Below are 24,237 nucleotides of genomic sequence, written 5' to 3'. Positions count from 1 at the left end.
AACATGATTGTCATTTGAGAGTACGGCGGTGTGATGAGGGAGAAACCGGAACCCGTGAGCGAAGCACCTGCACCGGGACGAGCGGAGCCGGGGGAGTCGGAGGTGCTCGCGGCGGTGGCCGCCGCCGTGGACGTCCCCCGCGCGGAAGTGACACTCGACGCCGACCCGTTCGAGCTCGGACTCGACTCCCTGGGACTCATCCGGCTCACGGCCGACTGGCGCCGCCAGGGCATCGGAGTCGGTTACGAGCAGCTCGCCGAGGCGGCGACGCTGCGGGAATGGCTGGCCGTTCTGAGCGCCGCCCCGGCCACGGTGCTGCCGGACGAGCCGGGCACCCCGGAGCCGGCACGGGCCGACCCGCCCGAAGCGGACGCGCAGCGGCGGGACGAGGCACCCTCGGACGGCGCGTTCCCCTTGGCCGTCATGCAGCACGCCTATTGGATCGGACGCCAGGACGACCAGCCCCTCGGTGGCGTCGGAGCGCACTTCTACGCCGAACTCGACGGAACCGGCCTCGCTCCCGAGCGCCTCGCCGCCGCCGTGACCGAGCTGCGCCGACGTCACGAGATGCTGCGGGTCAAGGTGCTCGACGACGGCCGGCAGCAGATTCTCGCCGAGCCCGCACAACCGGCCATCACGGTGCACGACTTCACCCGGGAAACGGCCGAGGGCTGCGCCGAGGGGCTCGACCGGCTGCGGGACCGCTACACCCATCGCCGCATGGACGTCGAGCAGGGCGAGGTGTTCGACGTCGCGCTCAGTCTGCTGCCCGACAACCGGACCCGCCTCCACATCGATCTCGACATGGTCGGCGCCGACGCCGCCAGCATGCGTGTCCTCCTGGCGGACCTGCAGCACCTCTACGACGATCCGGGCGCCTCGCTGCCGGACATCGGCCACAGCTACCGGGAGTATCTGCGGGAGAGCCGGGTGCGCCGGAAGGCCGAAGTGGACGCGGCGCGCGACTGGTGGCGCGAGCGGCTGGACGCACTGAGCGCCCCGCCCCGGCTGCCCACGGTCGTCGACCCGCTCAGTCCGGAATCCGCCGCGCCGCGGTACCACCGGACCGTTCGCCTGCACCACCACCTGACGTCCCGGCGCAAGCGTGTCCTGCTCGAGCGGGCCAGGCAGTACCGAGTGACCCCGACGGCGGTGCTGGCCGCGGCGTTCGCCGAGGTGCTCGCCGCCTGGAGCGCCGAGCCGAGGTTCCTGCTCAACCTCCCTCTGTTCGACCGGGACCTGAGCCGGCCCGGCACCGAACTGCTGATCGGTGACTTCAGCAGCTCCGTCCTGCTGGACGTCGACCTCACCGCCGGGCACCCGTTCGTCGACTCGGCACGGGACATCCAGGCGGAGCTGCGCAGAACCATCGCGCGCGGCTCGTACTCGGGCGTCGAGGTCCTGCGGGACCTCTCCCGCGCCGCGGGGGGCACACCCGTCCTCGCGCCCGTCGTGTACACCAGCGCCCTCGGCCTCGGGGAGGTCTACGACCGCGCCGTGCGGGAGACCTTCGGCGAGCCTTCCTGGATCATCTCCCAGGGCCCCCAGGTGTGGCTGGACGCACAGGTGACCGAGCTGGACGGCGGCCTCCTGCTCAACTGGGACGTCCGGGAGGAGCTGTTCGCCCCCGGCGTGCCCGCCGCGGCCTTCGGCGCCTACCGGAACCTGCTGGAGACCCTGCTGGACGACGAGGACGCATGGGCCCGCCCCGTGGGGACCCGGCTCCCCGCCGACCAGGCCCGTGTCCGCGAGCGCGTCAACGACACCGACGTGCCCGAAGTGACCGAGCGCCTGCACGAGGGGTTCCACCGGGCCGCGTCCGAGCAGCCCGAACGGGTGGCGCTGATCGACGGGACGGGCCGCGCCCTCACCTACCGGGAGTTGCAGGCCTGGGCCGGGCGCGTCACCGCGCTGCTCACCGACGCCGGTGTCCGGCGGGGCGACTCGGTCGCGGTGCGCCTCACCAGGGGGGCCGGACAGGTCGCGGCGGTACTCGGCGTGCTGGGAGCCGGCGCGACCTATGTTCCCGTCGGTGTGCACCAGCCCGCCGAGCGCGCGGCACGCGTCCTGGAGGCCGCCGCGGCGACGGCGGTGCTGACCGACGCGCCCGGCGCGGTGCAGCAGCCCGCCCGGACCGAGGGCGGTTCGCCCCGCGTCCTCGCCCTCGACGCGGCCGACGCCCTGCAGCCCGCGCCTCCGGTGCTGGACCAGCCTGTCTCGTCGGTCGCCTACACGATCTTCACCTCCGGGTCCACGGGGACCCCGAAGGGGGTGGACGTCTCCCACGGCGCCGCGATGAACACCCTCGCCGCGATCAACGCGCGCTTCGGGGTGCGGGCGTCCGACCGCGGACTGGCCCTGGCCGAGCTGGACTTCGACATGGCGGTCTACGACCTGTTCGGACCGCTCTCGGCGGGTGGCTCGGTCGTCCTGATCGACGAGGCGGCCCAACGCGACCCACAGCACTGGATCCGGCTGACGCGCGAGCACCGGATCACCCTGGTCAACTGCGTCCCCGCCCTGCTCGACATGATCCTCACCGCGGCCGAGGCCGACCCCGAGGGACTGGGCGACACGCTCCGGCTGGTCCTGCTCGGCGGTGACTGGGTGGGCATGGACCTCCCGGGACGCCTGCACGCCCTGGTACCCGACGCGCGGTTCGTCGCACTGGGCGGCATGACCGAGGCCGCGGTGCACTCGACGGTCTTCGAGGTCGACGAGGTCGACCCGGGCTGGGCCTCCGTCCCCTGGGGCGTCCCCCTGCCCAACATGCGGGCCCGTGTGGTCGACGCACGCGGCAGGGACTGCCCGGACTGGGTCGCGGGAGAGCTGTGGATGAGCGGAGCCGGGCTGGCCGAGGGCTATCGCGGCGACCCCGACCGCACCGCCGAGAAGTTCGTCCTGCACGAGGGCAGGCGCTGGTACCGGACCGGCGACCGCGCCCGGTACCGCTCCGACGGCGTGCTGGAGTTCCTCGGCCGTGTGGACCACCAGATCAAACTGCGCGGACACCGCATCGAACTCGGTGAGGTGGAAGCCGCGGCCTCCAGCCGGCCCGACGTCTCCGGCTGCGTGGCCCTGGTGACCGGCCAGCCGGCCCAGCTGGCCCTCGTCGCCGCCGGCACCCCGACGGGGAAGCCCACCGAGGCCGACCTGCGGGACAGCCTCACACAGCGGCTTCCCGCCTACATGGTCCCCTCCCGCATCGAGATCGTCGACGCCCTCCCGCTGACGGCCAACGGCAAGCCCGACCGCAAGAAGGCCGCGGCGCTGGTGGAGGCGGGAGCGGCGGCCTCCGGACACGGACGCGGCGAGCCGCCCACGGGGTGGGCGGAGACCACCCTCGCCCAGGTCTGGTCCGAGCTCCTCGACGCCTCCGGCATCGGACGCGACGACGACTTCTTCGCCCTCGGCGGGGACTCCCTGCTGGCCACCCGTGTGATCGCCGCCCTGCGCGCACGCGATGTCGGAGGGGCGCGCGTCGCCCAGCTGTTCACCCGTCCCAAGCTGGCCGACTTCGCCGCGACCCTCACCCGGCAGGAACACCGTGCCACGACCCTGGGCACCGGCGACATCGCCCACCGGCACGAGCCGTTCCCGCCCACCGACGTGCAGCGCGCCTTCTGGATCGGCCGCGACGACCGGTTGCCGCTCGGCGGCGTGGGCACCTACCACTACAGCGAGTTCGACGGCGTCGACGTCGACCTGGCCCGCATCGAACGTGCCTGGCGGACGCTGATCCGGCGCCACGAGATGCTCCGCGCGGTCTTCGACCACGAGGGCCGGCAACGGATCCTGCGCGAGGTGCCCCGCTTCACCATCCCGGTCACCGAGGTGGGCACGGAGGACGAGGCGCCCGCCGTGCTGGACAGCCTGCGCGCCGAGTCGTCCCACCGGCGCCTGGACCCCACCAGGTGGCCCCTGTTCGACATCCGGGCCGTGCGCTATCCGAGCGACGGCCGCACACGGACCCGGCTGGCCGTCGGGCTCGACTACATCGTCCTGGACGGCGCCTCCATCATGGCCCTCTACGCCGAACTGGACGCACTCCACGCCGACCCGGACACCGAACTGCCCGCCATCGACATCTCCTTCCGGGACTACGTCCTCGGCGTCGTCCCGGAGAAGGACGACGTCGAGCGGGCCCGTGAGTACTGGCTGCGCAGGCTGGACGACCTGCCGCCCGCCCCTGAGCTGCCGCTCGCCGGCGACCCGGCCGCGGTGACCCGCCCCTGGTTCACCCGCCGCAGCCGACCGCTGGCGGCCGACCGGTGGGAGACGCTGAGGGAGCGGGCCCGGCAGCACGGGCTGACGCCCTCGGTGGTCCTGCTGATCTGCTACGTGGAGGTCCTGGCGGCCTGGAGCGACCAGGACGGGGTCACCGTCAACCTGACCCTGTTCAACAGGCTGCCGGTGCATCCCCACATCAACCGCCTGGTCGGCGACTTCACGTCGGTGTCGCTGATCGGCCACAAGCCCCGGCCCGGCGAGAGCTGGCTCGACGCCGCGCACCGGCTCCAGCAGGTCATGGGCGAGGACCTGGACCACAGGGAGGCGTCCGCGATCTGGCTCATGCAGGAGCTCGCCCGGCGCACGGGCACGGTCGAGGCCGCCATGCCCGTGGTCTTCAGCAGCACGGTGGGCGTGGGCGACCGGGCGGCCAAGGACCTGAGCGGGGTCTTCCCGGCCAAGGTCTTCGGCATCTCGCAGACACCGCAGGTCATGCTCGACAACCAGGTGACGGAGTCCTTTGGCGGCATCCTGGTGAGCTGGGACGCCGTCGAAGAGCTGTTCCGCCCCGGAGTGCTGGACGCCATGTTCGACTCCTACTGCCGCATGCTCGACCGGCTGGCCGACGAGGACTGGCGGCACGGTCCGCTCCCCGCCGCGCTGCCGCCCGAGCAGAAGGAGGCCCGGGAACGGATCACCGGCGCCCCCGGGCCCGCCCCCGTGGGCCTCCTGCACGAGGACGTGTTCCGACGGGCCGGGACCGACCCGGACCGTACGGCGCTCCTCATGCCGGACGGCGACACCCTCACGTACGGCCGACTCGCGGAGCGCGCCACCCTGATGGCTGGAGGACTGGCCCACCACGGTGTCCGCCCCGGTGACACGGTGGCGCTCCTGCTGCCCGGCGGAGTCGACCAGATCGTCGCGGCCCTCGGGGCCCTGGCCGCGGGCGCCGCCTACCTGCCGCTGCGGCCCGCAGCGGACGTCGGCGTCGCGGCGGAGCACTGCGAGTCGGCGGGGGTCGCCCTCGTCGTCACCGGCACCCCCGGCGCCGACATCGGCGGAGTGCGAACGGTCACCGTCTCCGACGTCATGGCGCCGGCCACTCCGGCCGCACCGTTCCGCGGTGATCCCGGCACCCCCGCCCACGTCCGCCTCACCGAGCACGGTCCCCTGACCTTCAGTCACGCGGCGGTCCAGGGCACACTGACGGACCTCCGGGCGCGGTACTCGGTGGGCGAGGGGGACCGGGGGATCGCCCTGTCCGAACCGGACAGCGCACGCTCCGTGTTCGACGTCTTCGGTCTGCTCGGCACCGGTGCGACGCTCGTACTGCCCGGCATCGCCGATCGCGGTGACATCGCCGCGCTGGCGCGGCTCACGGTCCGGCACGACGTCACGGTGTGGAACAGCACTCCGTTCCTGCTGGACCGGCTCCTCACCGAAGCGGAATCGCCGGCGGCCGAAGCCCGTGTCCCCGCCCGGCTCCGCCTGGCGATGGTCTCGGGCGGCCGAGTGGGCCACGACCTGCCCCGCAGACTGCGCGACCTGGCAGGCCGGGGATGCCGGTTCGTCTCGCTCAGCACCGTGCCCGGCACGGCTCTGTGGGCCGGCGCCTACGAGCCGCCCACAGCGGATCTTGCCGACGCGACGCCCATGCCGTCCGGCCCGCCGCTCGCCGGCCGGCGGCACCGCGTGGTCGACGCCGCCGGACGGGACTGCCCGGACTGGGTCGGCGGCGAGCTGTGGGTCAGCGACGAGGGGATCACGGAGCAGGCCGGGGGCGGACACCACGGCCGGATCGTCGAACAGGACGGGACGCGCTGGTACCGCACCGGAAGCCGGGCGCGCCACCGGCCGGACGGAACGCTCGACCTGTTCGGACGCTCCGGGCAACCGATCCGGATCGGCGCTCGGCGCGTCGAACCGGACGAGGTCGAGACAGCTCTCGAGACGCACCCGGGAATCGCCCGTGCGGTGGTCCTCGTCACCGGAGCGGAGGACGACCGCAGGCTGCACGCGGTGATCGTCCCGGTGGGGGAGCGGCCGACGGGCGTCCCCGAGCACCTGGAGAGACTCCTCCCGGCGTACGCCACACCCGGCCGCTTCACGTTCGTCGACGGGCCCGGCCGGTTGCCCGTCGCCGACGACGGAGACATCGACCGGACCGCGCTCGCGGCCTCGGTGGCCTCGGAGAACGAGGCCGGGGGGCCGCCGAAGGGCGAGGTCGAGCGCCGCATCGCGGCCATCTGGTCCGACCTTCTCGGTGCCGGAGTACACGACCGCAACGCCAACTTCTTCAGTGAGGGCGGCGACAGCCTCACAGCGCTGCGCCTCGTCGGAGCCGTCAACGAGTTCTTCGGCACGGACGTACCCGTACGTGCCTTCCTGGCGGCATCGACCCTGGCAGACCTGGCAGCGCGCATCGAGAGCACGCAGGCCACCGATGAGTTCGAAGAGAGTGGAGAGATATGAAAGCGCAGGACATCGTCGCGGACCTGGAGCGGCACGGCATCCGGCTCTGGGAGGAGGACGGCAAGCTGCGCTTCCGCGCCCCCCAGGGCGCACTCACTGAGGAGCGGCGCGCGCTGCTGCGTTCGCGTCGTGAGGACGTGCTGGCCCATCTGTCCGAACGGGCGCAGGCCACCCGCCTCGTCCCCGAACCCGACGCCGCACACCAGCCGTTCCCGCTGACCGACATCCAGGGCGCGTACCTGGTCGGCCGCGGCAGTGCCTACGGCTACGGCGGCGTCGCCTGCCACGTCTACACCGAACTCGCCTACCCCGCCGACACCGATCCGGACCGGCTGGACGAGGCCTGGTGGGCGATCGTGGAACGGCACGACATGCTGCGGGCGGTCGTCCACCCGGACGGCTCCCAGGAGGTGCTGCCCGGCATCCCCCGGACACCGATCCCCGTCGAGGACCTGAGGGGGGCCTCGACGGCGGACGTGGAGCGCCGAGTGGCGGACGTCCGTGACGAACTGGCCGCACGGGTACCGCCCACCGACCGGCCGCCGCTCTTCGAGCTCCGGATGACCCGCTGTGACGACGCACTGCTGCTGCACCTGTCCATCGACCAGCTCATCGTGGACTACGCCAGCCTCCTGATCGTCCTCGCGGAACTGGAGGACGCGTACCACGGCCGGCGACTGGTGCCGCTGAACGCCCGGTTCCGCGACTACGTGCTGGCGCGCCGCCGCCAGACACTCACCAGCGAGTACAACCGGCACCGCGACTACTGGCTGCGGCGCCTTCCTGACCTGCCCGGCCCCCCGGAGCTGCCGCTCGCGGACGGCACCGGAGCCCTCGGCCCCTTCCGCCGGTACGAGACCGTGATGAGCGCCGAGCAGCGCAAGGCGTTCGAGGCCAACGCCGCGGCGCTGGGGATCCCCATGTCCGCCGCGGCCCTGACCGCCTTCGCCGAAGTGATCGGCCGGTGGAGCCGCAACCCGGAGTTCATGCTCAACCTCCCCACCTTCACCCGGCTCCCGCTGCACGAGGACGTCGACCGGCTGGTGGGCGACTTCACCTCCGTCGAACTGCTCGCCGTCGACCTGCGGGAGCCGCAGGCCTTCGCCGACCGCGTCCGCACCGTGAGCTCGGACCTGCTGGAGGACCTGGCCCACTCGCTGTTCACGGGCAGCCAGGTGCTGACCGAGATGGCCCGCCTCCGCGAGGCCCAGACCCTCCTCATGCCGGTCGTGTTCACCAGCACCCTCGGCTCCGCCACCATGCGGCAGCCGGAGGCCGTGGTCCGGCACGCCCAGACGCAGACACCGCAGGTCTGGATCGACTGCCAGGTGATGGAGCGCGGCGACGGTCTCGCGCTGAGCTGGGACGTGCGGGCAGGCGTCCTCGCGGAGGGCACCGCCGACGACCTGTTCAGCGCCTTCACCGCACTCATGCACCGCCTGGCCCAGGACCCCGGCAGCTGGTCGGCGCCCGCGGAGATCGACCTTCCCGAGCACACCCGTGCCGTGCGCGCGCGCGTGAACGACACCGGCGCTCCGGTTCCCCGCGCCCTGCTGCACGAGGCCGTGCTCGACACCGCACGCCGTACCCCGGACCGTGTGGCCGTCCTCGACCAGGACCGTGAGGTCACCTACCGCGAGCTGGTCGCCCGGGCAGCCGGCGTCGCCCGGGCCCTGACGACGAGAGGCGTCACTTCCGGGCAGATCGTGGCGATCACGATGGACAAGGGCTGGGAGCAGGCGGCCGGCGTCCTCGGTGTGCTCATGGCCGGTGCCGCCTACCTGCCGCTGGACACCACGCAGCCGCCCCGGCGCCGCGACGCGATCCTGGCCGACGCGGAGGCGCGGGCCGTCCTCACCCAGTCCTGGCTGGCCGACGGCGACCGGCCGGACGGCATCCCGGTCATCGCGGTGGACGTCCTGCCCGACAGCGAGGCTGCCGTCCCCGAGCCACAGGCCGGCCCCGACTCCCTGGCCTACGTCATCTACACCTCGGGTTCGACGGGCGCGCCGAAGGGCGTGATGATCAGTCACGCCGCCGCGCTGAACACCATCGTCGACATCAACCGCCGGTTCGCGGTCACGGAACACGACCGTGTCCTCGCCCTGGCCCAACTCGGCTTCGACCTGTCCGTCTACGACCTGTTCGGTCCGCTGTCCGTGGGCGCGACCGTGGTGATGCCCCACCCTGAACGCCGGGGCGACCCCTCCAGCTGGGCCGAGACGGTCAGGCGGGAGAACGTCACCGTCTGGAACTCGGTGCCCGGGCAGCTCCAGATGCTCCACGACTACCTGCGCTCCGACGACCCGCCACTGCCCTCCGTCCGGCTCATGATGCTCTCCGGGGACTGGATCCCCGTCAGCCTCCCGGACGCGGTCCGGCGCTGGGCCCCCGCCGCCGAGGTGCACAGTCTGGGCGGTGCCACCGAGGCATCCATCTGGTCCATCCACCACCCGGTCTCCGGCACCGACCGCGCCCGGCGCAGCATCCCGTACGGCAAGCCACTGGCCAACCAGACCTTCCACGTCCTGGACTCCGCGCTGAGGCCCCGTCCGGACCTGGTCACCGGCGATCTTTACATCGGTGGAACCGGCCTGGCCCAGGGGTACTTCGGCGACGCGGAGCGCACCGCGGCGGCGTTCGTACGGCACCCGGTCACCGGTGAGCGGCTCTACCGCACCGGCGACCTCGGGCGCTACCACCCGGACGGCGTCATCGAGTTCCAGGGCCGGGCGGACACCCAGGTGAAGATCCGCGGCTACCGGATCGAACTCGGTGAGATCCAGGCGGCCGTCGAATCCCTCCCCTCCGTCGGCGCGGCGGCCGTCGTCGTGGCGGGCGGTCGTGGCGACGCCGGCCAGACGACCCCCCGTACGCTCGCCGCCTTCGTCGAGCCCGCCCACCTCAGCGACCCGCTGCCGGTGCCGGCCTCGCTCCGGACCGCCTTCGAGCGGGCCGCGCGGGACGCGGCCGAGGGCGTCGACCTGCCCGCGCTCACGGCCTTCCGCACGGCACTGAACGCCGCCGCGCTGTCCGCCATGTGCGAGACGCTCGCCCCCGCGTTCGCCGGAGCGGAGGAGCCCCGGACGGCCGACCGGATCTGCGAGGCGCTGGAGGTCGCCCCGGCACACCGCCGCCTGGTCCGCCGCTGGCTGCGCGGTCTGGTGGCGGCAGGCAGGCTCAGGGAGGACGCCGGCGGTTACCGGGACCTGTCCGTCCCCGCCCCCGGCGCCACCGAGCAGGCGTGGGAGGACGCGGCCGCACGCGAACGCGAGGCGGAGTGGAGCCCCGAGCTGTTCGCCATGGTCCGCAACTGCGCGCGCGTTCTGCCGTCCCTGCTCACCGGCCGGGCCGACCCGGCGGACCTGCCGTTCTCCGGTGCCTCGGCCGACGCGCTCGACGCCGCCTACAAGAGCAATCCCGCAGCGCACGCGCTGCACCAGGTGCTGGTGGCCGGCGTCACGGAGATGGTCCGTGACCGTCCGGAGGGCACCCCCCTGCGCGTGATGGAGGTCGGTCTGCGCGGTGGCGGCGCCGTCACCGACCTCGTGCCCGCCCTGGCGGACGCCACCTTCGACTACCTGGCCACCGATCCGTCCTCCCGCCACCGCTCCCAGGTCGAGCAGCGCTTCGCGGACGACCCGCGGGTCCGGTGCGCCTCCTTCGACCCGTCGGAGGACCCCCGGGAACAGGACTTCCTGCCCCACTCCGTGGACGTGCTGATCTGCGTCGGGGTGCTGGACAACGTCCCGGACGCCGGGGCGGCACTCGCCCGGCTGGCCTCACTGGTCACGGCGGGCGGCTGGCTCGTCCTGCTGCAGAACGCCGGCGACGACGACCACGCCCTGCGGATCTCCACCGAGTTCCTCCCCGAGCACGCGGGAGCGTTCACCGACGTCCGCGCGGCGCACGAGCAGTCCTTCCTGACCGCCGAACAGTGGACAGCGCTGCTCGGTGAGCGGGACGGCCGGATCGTCGCCGAGTTCCCCGCCGGAGCGGAGGAGGCCGCCACCTACGGCCGGCGGCTGTACTTCGTGCAGCCCAAGCCGGCACGGGCACCGGTCGCGGTGACGGAACTGGGCACCCGCTGCGCGGAACTGCTGCCCGAGTACTCGGTGCCGACCCGGTGGCAGATACTCGATCAGCTGCCGAAGACCGCGAACGGCAAGCTGGACCGCGCCAGGCTCGAGACCTGGGCCGCGCAGACAGACCGGCAGGCCGACGCGCCCACCTCGAGCCGGCCCCGGGACGAACTGGAACGGGCCATCGCGGCCCTGTGGGCCGAACTGCTGGAGCTGGACGAGGTCGGCCGCGACGACGACCTGTTCGACCTCGGCGGGGACTCCCTGCTCGTGGCACGCATCGTCGGCAGGCTCAGGGACGGACTCGACGGCCTGGACGGCCTGGAGTGGGACCTGGAGTGGGAGGTCGTCCTCCGGCACCTGCTGCGCCGGCCCACGGTCGCCGGACTGGCCGACTACCTGCGTGACGTCTCGGCGGACCAGCAGAGCGAGGGGAGCGAGGCCTCCCCGATCGTCACACTGGTCGAGACGCCCCCGTCGCGTCCGGTGACCGTCCTGGTGCACGCAGGCACCGGCACGCTCCTTCCCTACCGGCCACTCGTCACCGAGATCCGCAACAGGACGGCCGGCCGCAACGGACTGGTCGGCCTGGAGATCCCGGAGCTGGACACGTTCCTCAACGCCGACCCCAACGGACTGATCGACCGGCTCGCCGCGCGGTACGTGCGGGCCCTGCTCGACGACGGACACACGTCCTTCGACGTCGTCGGCTACTGCGTGGGCGGCGTCATCGCCACCGAGGTGGCACGCGGGCTGACGGAGGCCGGCGCGGAGGTACGCAGCCTCACCGTCATCAGCAGTCACAGCCCGACCTTCCGGATCGACGACGAACTGCTCTCCGAGTACTCCTTCTCCCTGATGATGGGCATGGACCACGCCCGCATCGGGTTCCCGGCCGACTCCGACCGGGTGGGCGCCGCGGTCGGCGCCGTGCTCGAGCGCTCGCCCGACGCGATCGTCGACGGTGCCCTCGCCGACCTCGACGGGGAGTACGCGGACATAGCCGAGGCGTTCACGAACCTCGAGTCGCTGCCGCGCATGGCGCGCGTCACCAGGATGTGCGAAGCGCTGCCTCCCGCCCTGGAGGGCACCCACCAGCCCGAGGGGCTGCTGCGTGCGCTGCGCACCTACCAGCAGAGCACGTACGCGCTGAGCCGGCACCGGGCCGAACCGTACGCGGGCGACATCACCTTCCTGCGGCACAACGGCGCGTACCCCTTCCCCGGCAGCGCGGACACCATCACAGACCACTGGGCGAAGATCTGCCTCGGCGACCTGGAGAGCCGCGAGATCCCGGGCGAGCACTTCACCTGCATGACCGGCGACAACGTGCCGACCGTCTTCGGACATCTGCGCGAGATCGTCGAAGGGATGGAAGCGTGATCGGCATCCTGGGAGCGTCCGGGGCGGTGGGGAGTCACGCCGCCGCCGCCCTGGCACGAGCGGGCGACGGGCCGTTGCGTCTTGGCGCCCGCAGGCCCGAGGCGATCCGCGTGGAGGCGGACCGGGCCGACGTGGAGACCCGCGCGGTGGACGCGCTGGACGCCGCCTCGCTCGCCGAGTTCTGTGCGGGCTGCCGCGTGGTCGTGAACTGCGCCGGGCCCAGCTATGCGCTGAAGGACACGGTGGCCCGGGCCGCCCTCGCAGCGGATGCCGACTACGTCGACGTCCTCGGCGACGACCCGGTGCACGAGGCGCTGACCGCCACCGGCGCGGTGCCGGCCGGCCGTACCGTCGTGCTGTCGGTCGGCACCGTGCCCGGCCTCTCCCTCCTGGTCCACCGGCGGCTGACGGAACTGGCCGAGCGGGACGCGACGCGTGCGACGCGCCTGGTCGCCTACGCCGGCGGACTGGAACGCGCCACCGCGACCGTCGCCGCCGACATCCTGCTCTCGCTGGATGTCGGCGGCGCGGGCGGCGAGCCCTACGGGCATCCGCTGGCGGCCTGGCGCAACGGCCGGCGCGTCCCGCGCGCGCTGCGTGTGAACGAGAACGCCGAGGTGCCGCACTACCCGCAGCGCGTCGCCCTGCAGCCGCTGCTGACCGCGGAGACGGAACGCGGTGCGCGCGCCGCCGGCCTGGCCGAGGCCGAGTGGTACAACGTCTTCCCGGGCAGCCAGGTGCGCGCCCTGTTCACCGCGCTTCCGACCCTGCCCGTCGACACGCCCGAGCAGCGGGAGGAACTGGTCCGGCGCATCATCCGGGCGGGTGAGATCGACCTGGCGGGCGCCGAACCCTACTACCGCCTGGTGCTCACCCTGTCGGGGCCGGACCGGCGCCGCACCGCCGTGGTGCGCACGGACGACAGCTACCGGCTGACGGCGGCCGTGGCCGCGCACACCGTCCGCGCCCTCGGCAGCGGCCGTGTCCCACCCGGTCTGCACTTCGCGGGGGACGTCCTGGAGCCCGCCGAGGCGATCGACGAGCTGACCCGCACCGGGGCGGCGGACTTCTCGGTCTACGAAGGCGAAGGGCACACCGGCGAGCAGGCGGGCGACGGCTTCGAGGACGGTGAGCTGTGAACGCTTCCCCGGGCCGGCCGCTGCGGACGGTGGTGGCCGGCACCAACTTCGGCCGGTTCTACATCGACGCCGTACGCGAGCACCCGGACTTCGAGCTGGCGGGCATCCTCGCCAAGGGGAGCAGCCAGTCCCGGCAGACCGCCGAACGGCTCGGCGTGCCCTGCTGCACCGGCGTCGACGAACTGCCCGACGACATCGACGTGGCCTGCGTCGTCGTTCCGTCGGCCGTGATGGGAGGGTCCGGGACCGAACTGAGCCAGGCGCTTCTGCACCGGGGGGTGCATGTGCTCCAGGAACACCCCCTGCATCCGGACGAGCTGTCGGACACCCTGCGCATCGCCAGGAAACGCAAGCTGCAGTACCGCGTCAACACCCATTACGTCCATGTGGAGCCCGTGCGCGTCTTCCTCGAAGCGGCACGTCGACTCCGCGCCCGGCAAAGGGTGCTGTACGTCGACGCGGCGTCCCCGGTGCACGTACTGGCTCCCCTGATCGACATCCTGGGCAGGGCGCTCGGCGGTCTGCGCCCGTGGCACCTCGGGGACGTCGCGGCCGTAGGGGAGGAGGTGCTCGCCGCGTCCGACGGACGGACGCCGGTGCGGACGCTGCACGGCGCCCTGGCCGGAGCACCTCTGACGCTGCGCGTGCAGAACCAGATCCATCCGGGGGACCGGGACAACCACGCGCTCTTCTGGCATCGCGTGGCCATCGCGACCGAGGGCGGCGTGCTGACGCTCGCGGACACCCACGGACCGGTGCTCTGGCACCCCCGGATGCACTCGCCGCGCGACGACGGGCACCGGCTCGTCTTCCGGTCCGGTCCCGGCGCGCAATGGCTGGAACTGCCGACGCATTCCGTCGTCGGTGATCCCGCGCAGGATCCGCACAGCTTCGACGGGGTCTTCTCCGACCTGTGGCCGTCGGCGGTGACCGACGCGCTCAGCGCGTTGCGCGATGCGATCGGGGAGGGCGCGGACGTCCTGCGCACCGCGCAGCACGACCTGACCGTCTTCCACGTCTGGCGGGACCTGATGGCCCGCCTCGGCCCCCCCGAACTGATCCGCCCGCCCGCACCCACCCCGCTGGCCGTGACCGACCTGACCGTTTCCGGCACCGGTGGTTCGGGGGAGCGGCGTGGCCGCGGCCCGGTCCAGGGGGGTGCGCCGGCCGGCGCCGAGGGCGACGTCCCCGGAGCCGGGTACACCCAGCCGGCCGAGTTCTTCGACCTCGGGGCCCGGGAGCACACGGACCGGACCGGCCCCGCGGTGGTCGCCTCGCTCGCGGGCATCGACCCGAAAGCCGGTCCGCTGCTGGACATCGGCGCGGGGAGCGGCCTGGTGACCCGTCGGATAGCCGCCGCCTATCCGGACTGCCGGATCGTCGCGGCCGAGCCCTCGCCGGGCATGCGCGCCATCCTCACCAGCCGGCTCGCGGAGGACCCCGGGATCGGGGAGCGGGTGACCGTGCTGCCCGACGCCGCGAACGACCTCGTCCTGCCCGACCGGATCTGCGGCGCGGTCGCCTGCGGGATGCTCGGACACCTGGACCCGGACCGGCGCCGCGCGCTGCTGCGGGACCTGGCCGACCGTCTCGCGCCGGGCGCGCCGCTCGTCGTCGAGCTCATGGGGCTGTACACCCCGGTGTCGATGCCGGCGACCCGGTTGCGTCAGGCCACCCTCGGCGGGTTGCGCTACGAGTGGTGGATGGCCGGTGAGCCCGCCGGTGAGGAGCTGATGTGCCTGGAGACGACCTGGCGCGTGTTCGACGGGACGCGGTTGGTGCGGGAGGTGCGGGACGTGTACCACTGGCACACGGTGACCCTGGAGCGGATCGCGGAGGAGGCGGGACTGGCCCTCGAGGCACCGCCACCGCCCCATGGAGCGGCCGTTCCGCACCTGGGCGTGCTGCGCGGTGCGGAACGGCCCTCGGTCACCAGGTGACGAGCACCTGTTCCGGCCCGAAGGCGATGCCTTCGTGCCGGAACCGGACCGCGTGCAGGGGAGCCGCCGCGCGGAGCGTGGGAACACGGTCCAGAAGGGTGCTGATCGCGGTCACCAGTTCCAGGCGGGCAATGTTCTGGCCGACACACTGGTGAATGCCGTAGCTGAATGCCACATGCTGCTTGCCTTTCCGTTCGAAATCAATTTCCTCAGGCGTTTCGAAGACGCTTTCGTCATGATTTGCTGCCGCCAATAGAGGAATGATTCCATCGCCCTTGTGGATGACTTGCTCACCGAACCGAATGTCCTCGGTGGCAGTGCGCAGGGCGATGGAGTCGCCGACCGAAAGAACACGAAGGAGTTCTTCGACGGCGGCCGGGAACTTGGTGTGGTCCGCGCGCAGCTCCGCGATCAGGTCCGGGTTCTCCAGCAGGGCCAGCACGCTCAGGGCGATCTGGTTGGTCGTGGTCTCCCAGCCGGCCACGACGAGGATCGCGATGGTCGTGATCAGCTCCTCCCGGCTCACCTCGCCGGTGTGCAGCCGCCCGGCTGTCAGTCTGCTGAGCAGGTCGTCGCCGAGGTTCGTCTCGCGCTCCGCGATGATCCCGTCCACCACGGCGGACAGGGCGCCGATGCCCTCCGCCGCGCCTTCCGCGGTGCTGGCGCCGCCACCGAAGACCTGGGAGCCCAGGGTCCCCGTGACGCGCCGGAACCACGGATCGGTGCGCCGCACCCCGATGAGCTCGCACATGACCGTGCTGGACACGGTGTGGGCGAAGTGGGTGACCAGGTCGACCGGGGGGCCGCCGGCGAGCAGCTCGTCGATGCGCTCGTCGACGATGCGCTGGATGTCCCTGCGCATGCGGCGCGCCTTGCGGACGGTCATCTCGGCGAGCAGCATCCGCCGGAACCGCGTGTGCTCGGGCGGGTCCATCCTGATGAACGGCCTCGTCCTGGCGCCCACCTCCTGCTCGCCGTCGACGAGCGCCGGGAAGTTCGGGTGGCGGATGTCCGCGCTGACCCGGGGGTCGGCCAGCACCGCACGGACCTCCTGGTAGCCCGTCACGATCCAGGCCTGGCGGCCGGTGGGCAGGGTCACCCGGGACACCGGGCCCCGCCTGCGGAGTTCCGCGTACTCCTTCGGCGGGGCGAATGGGCATCCGCGGACCATCGGAAAGGGGTGGGAAGCGGCGTCGGCCGCGTCGTTTTCAGCCATGACTGTCAAATCCTTTGTGCGGGGACATCGGCATCCTAGCCACCGCAAGCTCCGGTTGCTACAGAAAAGCAATCCCTTTGCTTGAGTGAAGTTCCGGTAGGGCTGGACGGAAGCGGAGATTGATGATGAAGTGGCTGGAGCGGTGGCAGTGTGACTGCCTTGTGCAACTCGCGGTACGAGCTGCGGTTCGCGGTAGGAGAAAATGGTGAATCAGTCGGTTCTCGGACCTTGGCTGCGCAGGCCGGTGGTTCGGCCCGAAGCGCGTCTGCGCCTGGTGTGCTTCCCGCACGCGGGCGGCGCGGCCTCCTCGTTCCGCCCCTGGCAGCGTCTGCTGCCGGACGAGATCGAGCATGTGACCGTGCAGTACCCGGGCAGGGAGGACCGGTTCGCCGACGATCCGGTCGACTCGATGGACGTCCTGGTCCGCGAGGTCGTCGACGCCCTCCGGCCGTTGCTCGACCGGCCCTGCGCCCTCTTCGGCCACAGCATGGGCAGCGCGGTCGCCTACGAGGTGGCTCTGGAGCTGCGGCGCCGGGGCCTTCGGGTGCCGGTCCGGCTGCTGGCCGCCGGCCGGGCGTCACCCCATCACGCGGTGGTGGGCGACATCCACCACCAGGACGACAGCGCGCTGATCGACGAACTGACGCGTTACGGCGGGACGCCTCAGGAGGTGCTCGCGGACCCGGAGCTGCGCGCCGCCATCCTGGGGTACGTGCGCAGCGACTACCGGCTGATCGAGACGTACCGGCCGTCCTTTGCCGAGCCGCTGGACTGTCCGGTCAGCGTCTTCTTCGGCTCCCGGGACTCCGAGTGCGGAGCGCGGGATGCCGGGACGTGGTCGAGCACCACACGGCACCCCCTGACCGTCACGGCCTTCGACGGCGGCCACTTCTTCCTCGTCCCGCAGCGCGCCCTGCTGGTCGAGGCCATCGGCCGGGACCTGGGCCTCGACCCCCGCCGCCCCGCGCACACGTGGCCCAGTACCCCCTGAGAGCTGTGAGACCTGAAAGGACGTCACTGTCATGGTCGCGGACTACTACACCGCCTCCGCGGAGTTCTACGAGATGGTGGCCGCGCGCCACGTGCGGACGAGTGCCGGGCCTCTCGCTGCCGCCCTGGCGGGGGTCGACACCGCTCGCGGCCCCGTCGTCGAGATCGGCGCGGGCACGGGGCGGATCACCGCGGTCATCGCCCGGACCCTGCCGGGCGTCCCGATCATCGCTGCGGAGCCGTCCGTTCCTATGCGGGCGATGCTCACGAGCCGGGTGTTCGGGGACGAGGACCTGCGGAAGCGGGTGACGGTCGTGGCGGAACCCGCTCAGAAGCTCACCCTGCCCGACACCGTCAGCGCAGTGGTGATCTTCGGTGTGGTCGGCCACCTCGCCAGGGCCGAACGCGTCGACCTGTGGCGGAACCTGCGCGGCAGACTGCCCGAGGGCGGTCCGATCATCGTGGAGCTGATGGGAGTCGGTACCGCCCGTCGTGTGCCGCCGTTCAGGATGCTGCGCGAGACGATCGGCGAGCAGACCTACGAGTGGTGGACGGAGGCCGAACCCCTCGAGGGTGAAGTGATGCGCTGGCGGACGTCCTGGAAGGTCTTCCGCCGGGGCGAGCTGGTGCGCACCAACTCCGACACCTACGACTGGGAGAACCTCAGCCTCGAACAGCTCGCGCAGGAGGCCGGAATGAGCAGCAGCCTGGTGAGCGCCGCGGGCGTTCCGGGCTCGCCGGAGATCGGCAGGCTGATCCGGTGACGGGCGGCGCCCGGAGCGCCCTTTGCCGTTGCCGTGTCACGGGCGGACCGCGCCCTCGCGCGAGGGCGGCCCATGGGCTCCCGAAGGGGCGACACCCGACCAAGCGCATTGACAATCGTTTTCATTACAGCTTGTATGGGTGGCGCTCGAACCGCCTTGTGGGGCCGTCCCCCTACGGGTGCGGTGACGGGCCGGCCTTTCCCCGCCGGGTGCGTTCCGTCGAAGGGAGTGACCGCACGTGACGCAGGCAGCGATACGCCGCCGAGCGTGCCGCCGGTCCCGTCCCGCCGAGCGAAAGGTCCGTCGGCCGGCCGCCGTCAGCACGACAGGCCGGTACGCGGCCCGGGCGCCGGGCTCACCCGGGGACGGGTCCCTCGGGGCGTGGTCACGGCGCCATCGCCACTCGCGGGACCGCGCGGAGCCCGGCCGCCCGGACATCTCCCGGCCGCCCACTTCCCTCACCACCGCCGCGAGACGGTGCCGCGCCCCCTCATGGGGCGTCGGCCGCGTCACAACCGCCGACGCCCGCTGCCAACCGGAAAGCGAGAACCTCCCGTGACCCACCGGGAACCCTTCCCCGAGCGAGAACTCACCTTCACCGGCGATCCCGTCGCAGTCGCCGCCGCTCTGTCCGCGAGCACCGACGCGCCCCACCTCCTCTACGAGCAGGGCGGCCTCGTCGCATGGAGTGAGGGCGAGTCCGTCGTGATCGAGGTGGGCGAGACCTCCGTCAGGATGCGCGGCGCGAACGTCGAGACCACGGAACTACCGGCGGGGGATCACCCGTTGGCCACCGCCGGGGAACTCCTCCGGACACGGACCGACGGCGCCGGGTCGGCGCACGGCTGGATCTCCTTCGAACTCGCCCACGCCTACCACGGGGGTGGTGCGACCGGTGACCGGGCCCTCGCCCGGTTCGTCGTCCCGGAGCGCGAGATCGAACTGACGCCCACCGCGGCCGTACTGCGGGCCGACGGACCGGACGCCCTCGACGCTCTGGAAGGACGGCTGCACGCCGCCGCGGCCTCGGCCGACGAGCCCGCCGCCGCGCGCGTCGCCGTCGACCTGGAGGAGGGGGCCGACCGGTACCGCACCGCCGTCGCCGACGTCGTACGCGCCATCCGCGCGGGGGAGCTGGACAAGGCCATCGTCTCGCGCACCGTGTCCGTGCCGGACGGGATCGACCTTCCGGCCACCTATGTGGCGGGACGGCGCAGCCACCTGCCGGCCCGTTCCTTCCTGTTGCGGCACGGCGGGTGGGAGGCCGCCGGCTTCAGCCCCGAGATCGTGGCCCGGATCGACGCCGACGGCCTCGTCACGGCCCAGCCGTTGGCCGGCACCCGCGCGCTGACCGGCGACTTCGCCGCGGACGCCGCCCGTCGCGCCGAACTCCACCGCGACACCAAGGAGGTGTACGAGCACGCCGTCTCCGTACGCCTGGTGCAGGAGGAGCTGAACACGGTGTGCCTGCCGGAGTCGGTGCGCACCGAGGAGTTCATGGCCGTGGAGGAGCGGGGCAGCGTGCAGCACCTCGCCTCCCGGTTGCGGGGCCGGCTCACGCCCGGCCACGACCGGTGGGACGCGCTCGCCGCGCTGTTCCCCGCGGTGACCGCTTCCGGCATACCCAAGGGGCCCGCGCTCGCGGCGATCAGCCGTGCCGAGGAACAGGAGCGCGGACTGTACAGCGGTGCGGTCGTGCGGCTGGAGGCCGACGGCACCTTGGACGCGGCGCTGGTGCTGCGCACCGTCCTGCGCCGGGGCGGCCGGACCTGGCTGCGCGCCGGAGCCGGCGTCGTGGCGGGCTCCAGCCCGGAACGGGAGCTGGAGGAGACCAGGGAGAAACTCCGGGCGGTCAGCGGTCATCTGGTGCCCTCCACCCCGGTCACGAGCGCGGGCGACAGCATTCCGGCGCCCGTGGCCACCGCCGTGACGGCTGTGTGAGCCGGGCCGGGCGCCTGCGCGCATGGTGATCGCCGGAAAACAGGCCGGGGGCACGTCGGCGCCGTCCGCCGTGCCCCGGCGGGGTCCGCTCCCGCCGGCGTCCCGGCCGGGGGCGGGGACGGCGTGCGGCCGTTCGCCGAGCACGCCGGGTGCCGCCGTCACCGACGGGGCCACGCAGGCGCCCGGCCGTACCGGCATCGTCCGTACGGTCGCCCGCTCCGGGGCCACCGGCGGCTTCGGCGACCGCGGCACCGGCCGCGCGACGCCGCACCGTGGCATGCACGTCCCGCGGAAGCGCCGCCCGGTCCACGCCGGCAACCCGGGCAGGCTCGCGATCGCGACTGCGCCCCGCCGCTGTACGCCACCCACCGTTGGTCCGCCTCCTGGACCGGCCGCAGCGAACGGCAGCGGGACGCCGCCGACGCCCTGGCCGGCAACCGGGTGGTGGAGTTCGCGCGGGCGCGGAGGACCCTGCCTGCCTTCGGCCGTGACCGCGAGGCTACGACCCGCTGGAGGCCGCGGTGGAGGAACGCGGCAAGGCGGCCGGCCGGATGCTCGCCGAGACCATGCCCAGGCTGCTCGCAGGCGGCCTCGCCGTCCAGCTGTGCTTCGCCGCCCTGGTGACCACCGGCGTGACCCTGGCCCTGAACGACGCCGTGGAGCCCGCCGCCCTGGTCGCGCTCCTCGCGCTCGCCGCCCGGTTCGTCGGCCCGTTGTCGGAGGCGGCCGGCATGAGCGGCATGCTGCGCGTGGCCGGCAACGACCTCGGCAGGCTCGCCGCCCTGCTGGAGGAGCCGCCCCTGCCCGGCACCGGCAGCAGCGCCGTCCCCGAGCGCCCCGGCGAGATCGTCTTCGAGAACGTCGCCTTCGAGAACGTCGCCTTCGGATACGACGACGGGAACCCGGTGCTGCGGAACGTCTCCCTGCGTGTCCCGCCGCACACCATGACCGCGGTGGTCGGCGCGTCACGGGCGGCTACGAGGGCAGGGAACGCCGACCCGTCCGAGCCGGGGGCACGGCTCGGCCCGGACGGGAGGCGGAGACCGTCACGGCGGTGCGGGCACGGTGGGACGGTCCGCCCTCGCCGGCGGCCGAGCCGTCCCCGTCCGACGGCCTCGGCCCGCGAGGCCGTGAAGCGACGACACGGGGCTTAGCAGCGCGTGCGGATGGAAACGACTACTCCGAAACGGTCGCCGTGACGCCGGATCGACGACCGGTCGACGTGGGGAGGGTACTTCGTGAAGGACGCGCCCTTGTATCTGAGGCCGCGGGTGGATCCGCCGCTGGCCTCGCTGCTGAGGGATGTGCCGTTCCTGCATTCGCTGGTCGACGCGCTCGGCTCACCGCTCAATGTGCTGCTCCCGGAGGTCGTCGCCGACAACACCGAACGTTTCCTGGCCGTCTACCGCCGCCACCGCCTCACCGGCCGGGTGTACTTCGCGCACAAGGCGAATCGTTCCAGTGCCCTGGTGAGGAGACTGGCCGCCTGCGACCCGGCCGCCGTCGGGATCGACGTGGCCTCCCTGGGGGAACTGCGGCATGCGCTGAGCTGTGGATTCACGGGGAACCGGATGATGGCCACCGGCCCCAAGGACCGGGAGTTCCTGTGGCTGGCGGCCCGGGTGGGGGCGACGGTCAACCTGGACTCGACCGATGAGCTGGAGCAACTGGCGGAGCTCGTCCGGACGTACGGACTGGACCGGGTGGACGTGCTGGCGCGACTGTCGGGGTTCGAGTCGGACGCCGGGCACGGCGGTGCCGGCACGCGGGTGCTGTCGCGCCGCAGCCGCTTCGGTACGCCGGTCGCGGAGACCGATGAGCTGTGGGCGGCGCTGGAGCGGCACCAGGACGCCGTCGTACTGACCGGTCTGGCGTACCACCTGGACACCACCGGCCTGGAGGAGAAGACCCGGGCGCTGGAGCGCTGCGTGCTGGCGATGGACGAGTGCCGGGCACGGGGTCTGACGCCGCGCGTCGTCGACATCGGCGGGGGGTTCGGGGTCGGTTACGTCGCCGAGGCCGGCGAGTGGGAGCGGTGGACCACCGCGCTGAGCGAGGCGGTGCTCGGTGTGCGGCCGTCCCTGACCTGGCGCGGTCACGGCTACGGGTTGCGCAACGAGGGCGGCACGGTACGCGGCGCGGCGGCCCTGTACCCGGCCCACCGGCCCGTCGCAGGGCCGGACTACCTCGACCGACTGCTCTCACGTCCCGCCCCGGCCCTGGGCCGGCCGCCCGCCACGCTCCTGCTGGAGCACCTGAACGACCTGTACGTCGAACCGGGGCGCGCCCTCGTCGACCAGTGCGGCCTGTCACTGGCCCGAGTGCTGGACGTACGGCCCGTGGACGACGACCCCACCCGTCACCTGGTGCGCCTCGGCATGAACGCCGGGGACGTGAGTCTGGAGGAGCACGGGGTCCTCGTCGATCCCGTCCTGCTGCCCCGCGGTGACTTTCGAAACGAGGCGGCGGACGACGCACCGGTCGGCGTCCATCTCGTCGGCAATCTCTGCCTGGAGGCCGACCTGATCACCCGTCGGCTGGTCTTCCTGCCCCGCCTGCCACGCGCCGGGGACCTGCTGGCCTTCGTCAACACCGCCGGTTACGTCATGGACTTCCACGCCCACCACGCGCAGCGGCAGCCTGTCGCGCGGACAGTGGCGGTCACGGAAGAGGGCGGTGCCCGGCGTTGGTGCCTGGACGAGGACTACTGGCCGCTCACACACCCGCAGGGAGTGCCGTCATGAGATACGACAGCATCACCGAGGCCATCGGCAACACGCCGCTGGTCCGCATCGATCCGTCCGTGCACGGACTGAGCAACATCGACCTGTACGCCAAGCTGGAGATGCTCAACCCGTTCGGGTCCGTCAAGGACCGGCCCGCCTGGCACATGGCCCGCCCGCACCTGGAGGAGGCCGACGGGCACGGCACGGTCGTGGAACTCTCCAGCGGCAACACGGCCAAGGCCCTGGCCCTGCTGGCCGGCCTGCACGGGCTGAAGTTCAAGAGCGTGACCAACCGGATGCGCGTCCCCGAGATCAAGGAACTGCTGCTGCTCCTCGGGGCGGAGATCGAGGAACTCCCCGGACAGAGCGAGTGCCTCGACCCGACGGACACCGACGATCCGCTCACCCGCTTCCACCAGGCCCTCTCGGAGCCCGGGAGCACGTACCTGCACACCGACCAGTACTTCAACCCGCGCAACATCGAGGCACACGCGGCCGGCACCGGGCCGGAGATCGTCAAGGACCTGGACGGACGGGCGCCGGACTGGTTCATCGCCTGTGTCGGCACGGCCGGCTCCTCGACCGGTGTCGCCCAAGTGCTGCGCGAGCACGATCCGCAGGTCCGTGTGCTCGGGCTGGTCGCCGACAAGTCCGACTTCGTCCCCGGCATCCGCACGATCGACGAGGTGCACCAGGTCGGTCTGTTCGACCCGGCCACGTACGACTCCATCGCGTCGGTCACCTCCCAGGAGGCCATCGACGGGATGGTCACTCTCATCCGCCGCTGCGGGCTGCTGTCGGGACCGACCGGCGGCGCCGCCTATCAGGGAGCCGTCCGCCACCTGGCGTCCGTCGACGCGGAACTGGCGGACAGCGGTGCTCGTCAGAGCGCCGTCTTCATCGTGTGCGATCGGGCCGAGAGCTACCTGAGCTATGTGCGTCAGCGCCGCCCGGAGTTGCTGGGCAGAACACGACGCGGGCACACGGTGTCGTCGCTCACCGACCGCGAGATACGCGCCCGGGCCCGGGTCATCGGGGTCGAGGACGCCCGACGCTGGATGGCGGAGGGCGTCCCCCGTCCTCTGGTGGTCGACCTGCGCGGCCCGCACGCCTACGCCGCCCTGCACATCGAGGGCTCGGTCAACATCGTCGACGAGGTGTTCGAGGAACTGGTGCGGACCGGGCTGCCGTTCAGCAAGCGGACACCGGTGCTGCTGGCCTGTCCCGTGGGGGAGAAGTCGCTGCGCTACGCCGCGTTGCTCACCGGCATGGGGCACCCGGACGTCCGCAGCCTGGCGGACGGCATCGTCGCCTGGCGGGACGCGGGCGCACCGCTGGTGAGGGAGTGACC

At 72.6% G+C, this 24,237-nt stretch carries 11 protein-coding genes; 10 read left to right on the top strand and 1 reads right to left on the bottom strand.

Going from position 1 to position 24,237, the window contains the following annotated elements:
- Window positions 1-54: 54 nt before the first annotated feature.
- From KYY02_RS13355 to KYY02_RS13340, 4 genes are read left to right on the top strand one after another with little or no spacing between them, the layout of a single operon-like run.
- Window positions 55-6,705, top strand: coding sequence for a non-ribosomal peptide synthetase (locus tag KYY02_RS13355; RefSeq protein WP_371238132.1), 6,651 nt, complete (start codon window positions 55-57; stop codon window positions 6,703-6,705).
- Entirely contained in the window at window positions 6,702-12,170 is a 5,469-nt protein-coding gene (locus KYY02_RS13350) for a non-ribosomal peptide synthetase (protein WP_371238131.1), read from the top strand. Before KYY02_RS13355 ends, KYY02_RS13350 begins: the two co-directional genes overlap by 4 nt.
- Window positions 12,167-13,309 (top strand): saccharopine dehydrogenase NADP-binding domain-containing protein, encoded by a 1,143-nt coding sequence (locus tag KYY02_RS13345; protein WP_371238130.1) that lies wholly within the window; start codon window positions 12,167-12,169, stop codon window positions 13,307-13,309. Before KYY02_RS13350 ends, KYY02_RS13345 begins: the two co-directional genes overlap by 4 nt.
- On the top strand, window positions 13,306-15,249 hold the full coding sequence (locus KYY02_RS13340; RefSeq protein ID WP_371238129.1) for a Gfo/Idh/MocA family oxidoreductase: 1,944 nt from the start codon (window positions 13,306-13,308) through the stop codon (window positions 15,247-15,249). The genes KYY02_RS13345 and KYY02_RS13340 overlap by 4 nt, the downstream gene beginning before the upstream one ends.
- Here KYY02_RS13340 and KYY02_RS13335 read toward each other — a convergent pair.
- Window positions 15,239-16,465 carry a cytochrome P450 gene (locus KYY02_RS13335; RefSeq protein ID WP_371238128.1) on the bottom strand — a complete coding sequence of 409 codons (1,227 nt, stop codon included), beginning with the start codon at window positions 16,463-16,465 and terminating at the stop codon, window positions 15,239-15,241. The two genes, KYY02_RS13340 and KYY02_RS13335, sit on opposite strands and share 11 nt — an antisense overlap.
- 244 nt (window positions 16,466-16,709) lie before the next feature.
- Here KYY02_RS13335 and KYY02_RS13330 point away from each other — a divergent pair, with 244 nt between their 5' ends.
- The 6 genes from KYY02_RS13330 (at window position 16,710) to KYY02_RS13305 (ending at window position 24,235) form a co-directional block, all read left to right on the top strand.
- Complete coding sequence (locus tag KYY02_RS13330) at window positions 16,710-17,456, top strand: thioesterase II family protein (RefSeq protein ID WP_371238127.1); 747 nt, start codon at window positions 16,710-16,712, stop codon at window positions 17,454-17,456.
- A gap of 31 nt (window positions 17,457-17,487) precedes the next feature.
- Complete coding sequence (locus KYY02_RS13325) at window positions 17,488-18,219, top strand: class I SAM-dependent methyltransferase (protein WP_371238126.1); 732 nt, start codon at window positions 17,488-17,490, stop codon at window positions 18,217-18,219.
- Window positions 18,220-18,774: 555 nt separating this feature from the next.
- A complete protein-coding gene (locus KYY02_RS13320) occupies window positions 18,775-20,160 on the top strand; it encodes a salicylate synthase (protein ID WP_371238125.1) in 1,386 nt (461 codons plus the stop codon).
- Window positions 20,161-20,681: 521 nt separating this feature from the next.
- Window positions 20,682-21,314 carry an ABC transporter ATP-binding protein gene (locus KYY02_RS13315; RefSeq protein WP_371238124.1) on the top strand — a complete coding sequence of 211 codons (633 nt, stop codon included), beginning with the start codon at window positions 20,682-20,684 and terminating at the stop codon, window positions 21,312-21,314.
- Window positions 21,315-21,431: 117 nt separating this feature from the next.
- A complete protein-coding gene (locus KYY02_RS13310) occupies window positions 21,432-22,904 on the top strand; it encodes a Y4yA family PLP-dependent enzyme (RefSeq protein WP_371238246.1) in 1,473 nt (490 codons plus the stop codon).
- Window positions 22,901-24,235, top strand: coding sequence for a pyridoxal-phosphate dependent enzyme (locus KYY02_RS13305; protein ID WP_371238123.1), 1,335 nt, complete (start codon window positions 22,901-22,903; stop codon window positions 24,233-24,235). The genes KYY02_RS13310 and KYY02_RS13305 overlap by 4 nt, the downstream gene beginning before the upstream one ends.
- The last annotated feature ends 2 nt before the right edge of the window (window positions 24,236-24,237 follow it).

It is taken from the genome of Streptomyces pimonensis (assembly GCF_041380215.1).
GTDB classification, from domain to species: domain Bacteria; phylum Actinomycetota; class Actinomycetes; order Streptomycetales; family Streptomycetaceae; genus Streptomyces; species Streptomyces pimonensis.
This window is presented reverse-complemented; position numbering and strand designations above follow the sequence as displayed.

Excerpts from the sequence above, each read along its gene's own strand:
- KYY02_RS13350 (WP_371238131.1), top strand. The coding sequence starts at position 6,702 with ATGAAAGCGCAGGACATCGTCGCGGACCTGGAGCGGCACGGCATCCGG.
- KYY02_RS13335 (WP_371238128.1), bottom strand. The coding sequence starts at position 16,465 with ATGGCTGAAAACGACGCGGCCGACGCCGCTTCCCACCCCTTTCCGATG.
- KYY02_RS13325 (WP_371238126.1), top strand. The coding sequence starts at position 17,488 with ATGGTCGCGGACTACTACACCGCCTCCGCGGAGTTCTACGAGATGGTG.
- KYY02_RS13305 (WP_371238123.1), top strand. The coding sequence starts at position 22,901 with ATGAGATACGACAGCATCACCGAGGCCATCGGCAACACGCCGCTGGTC.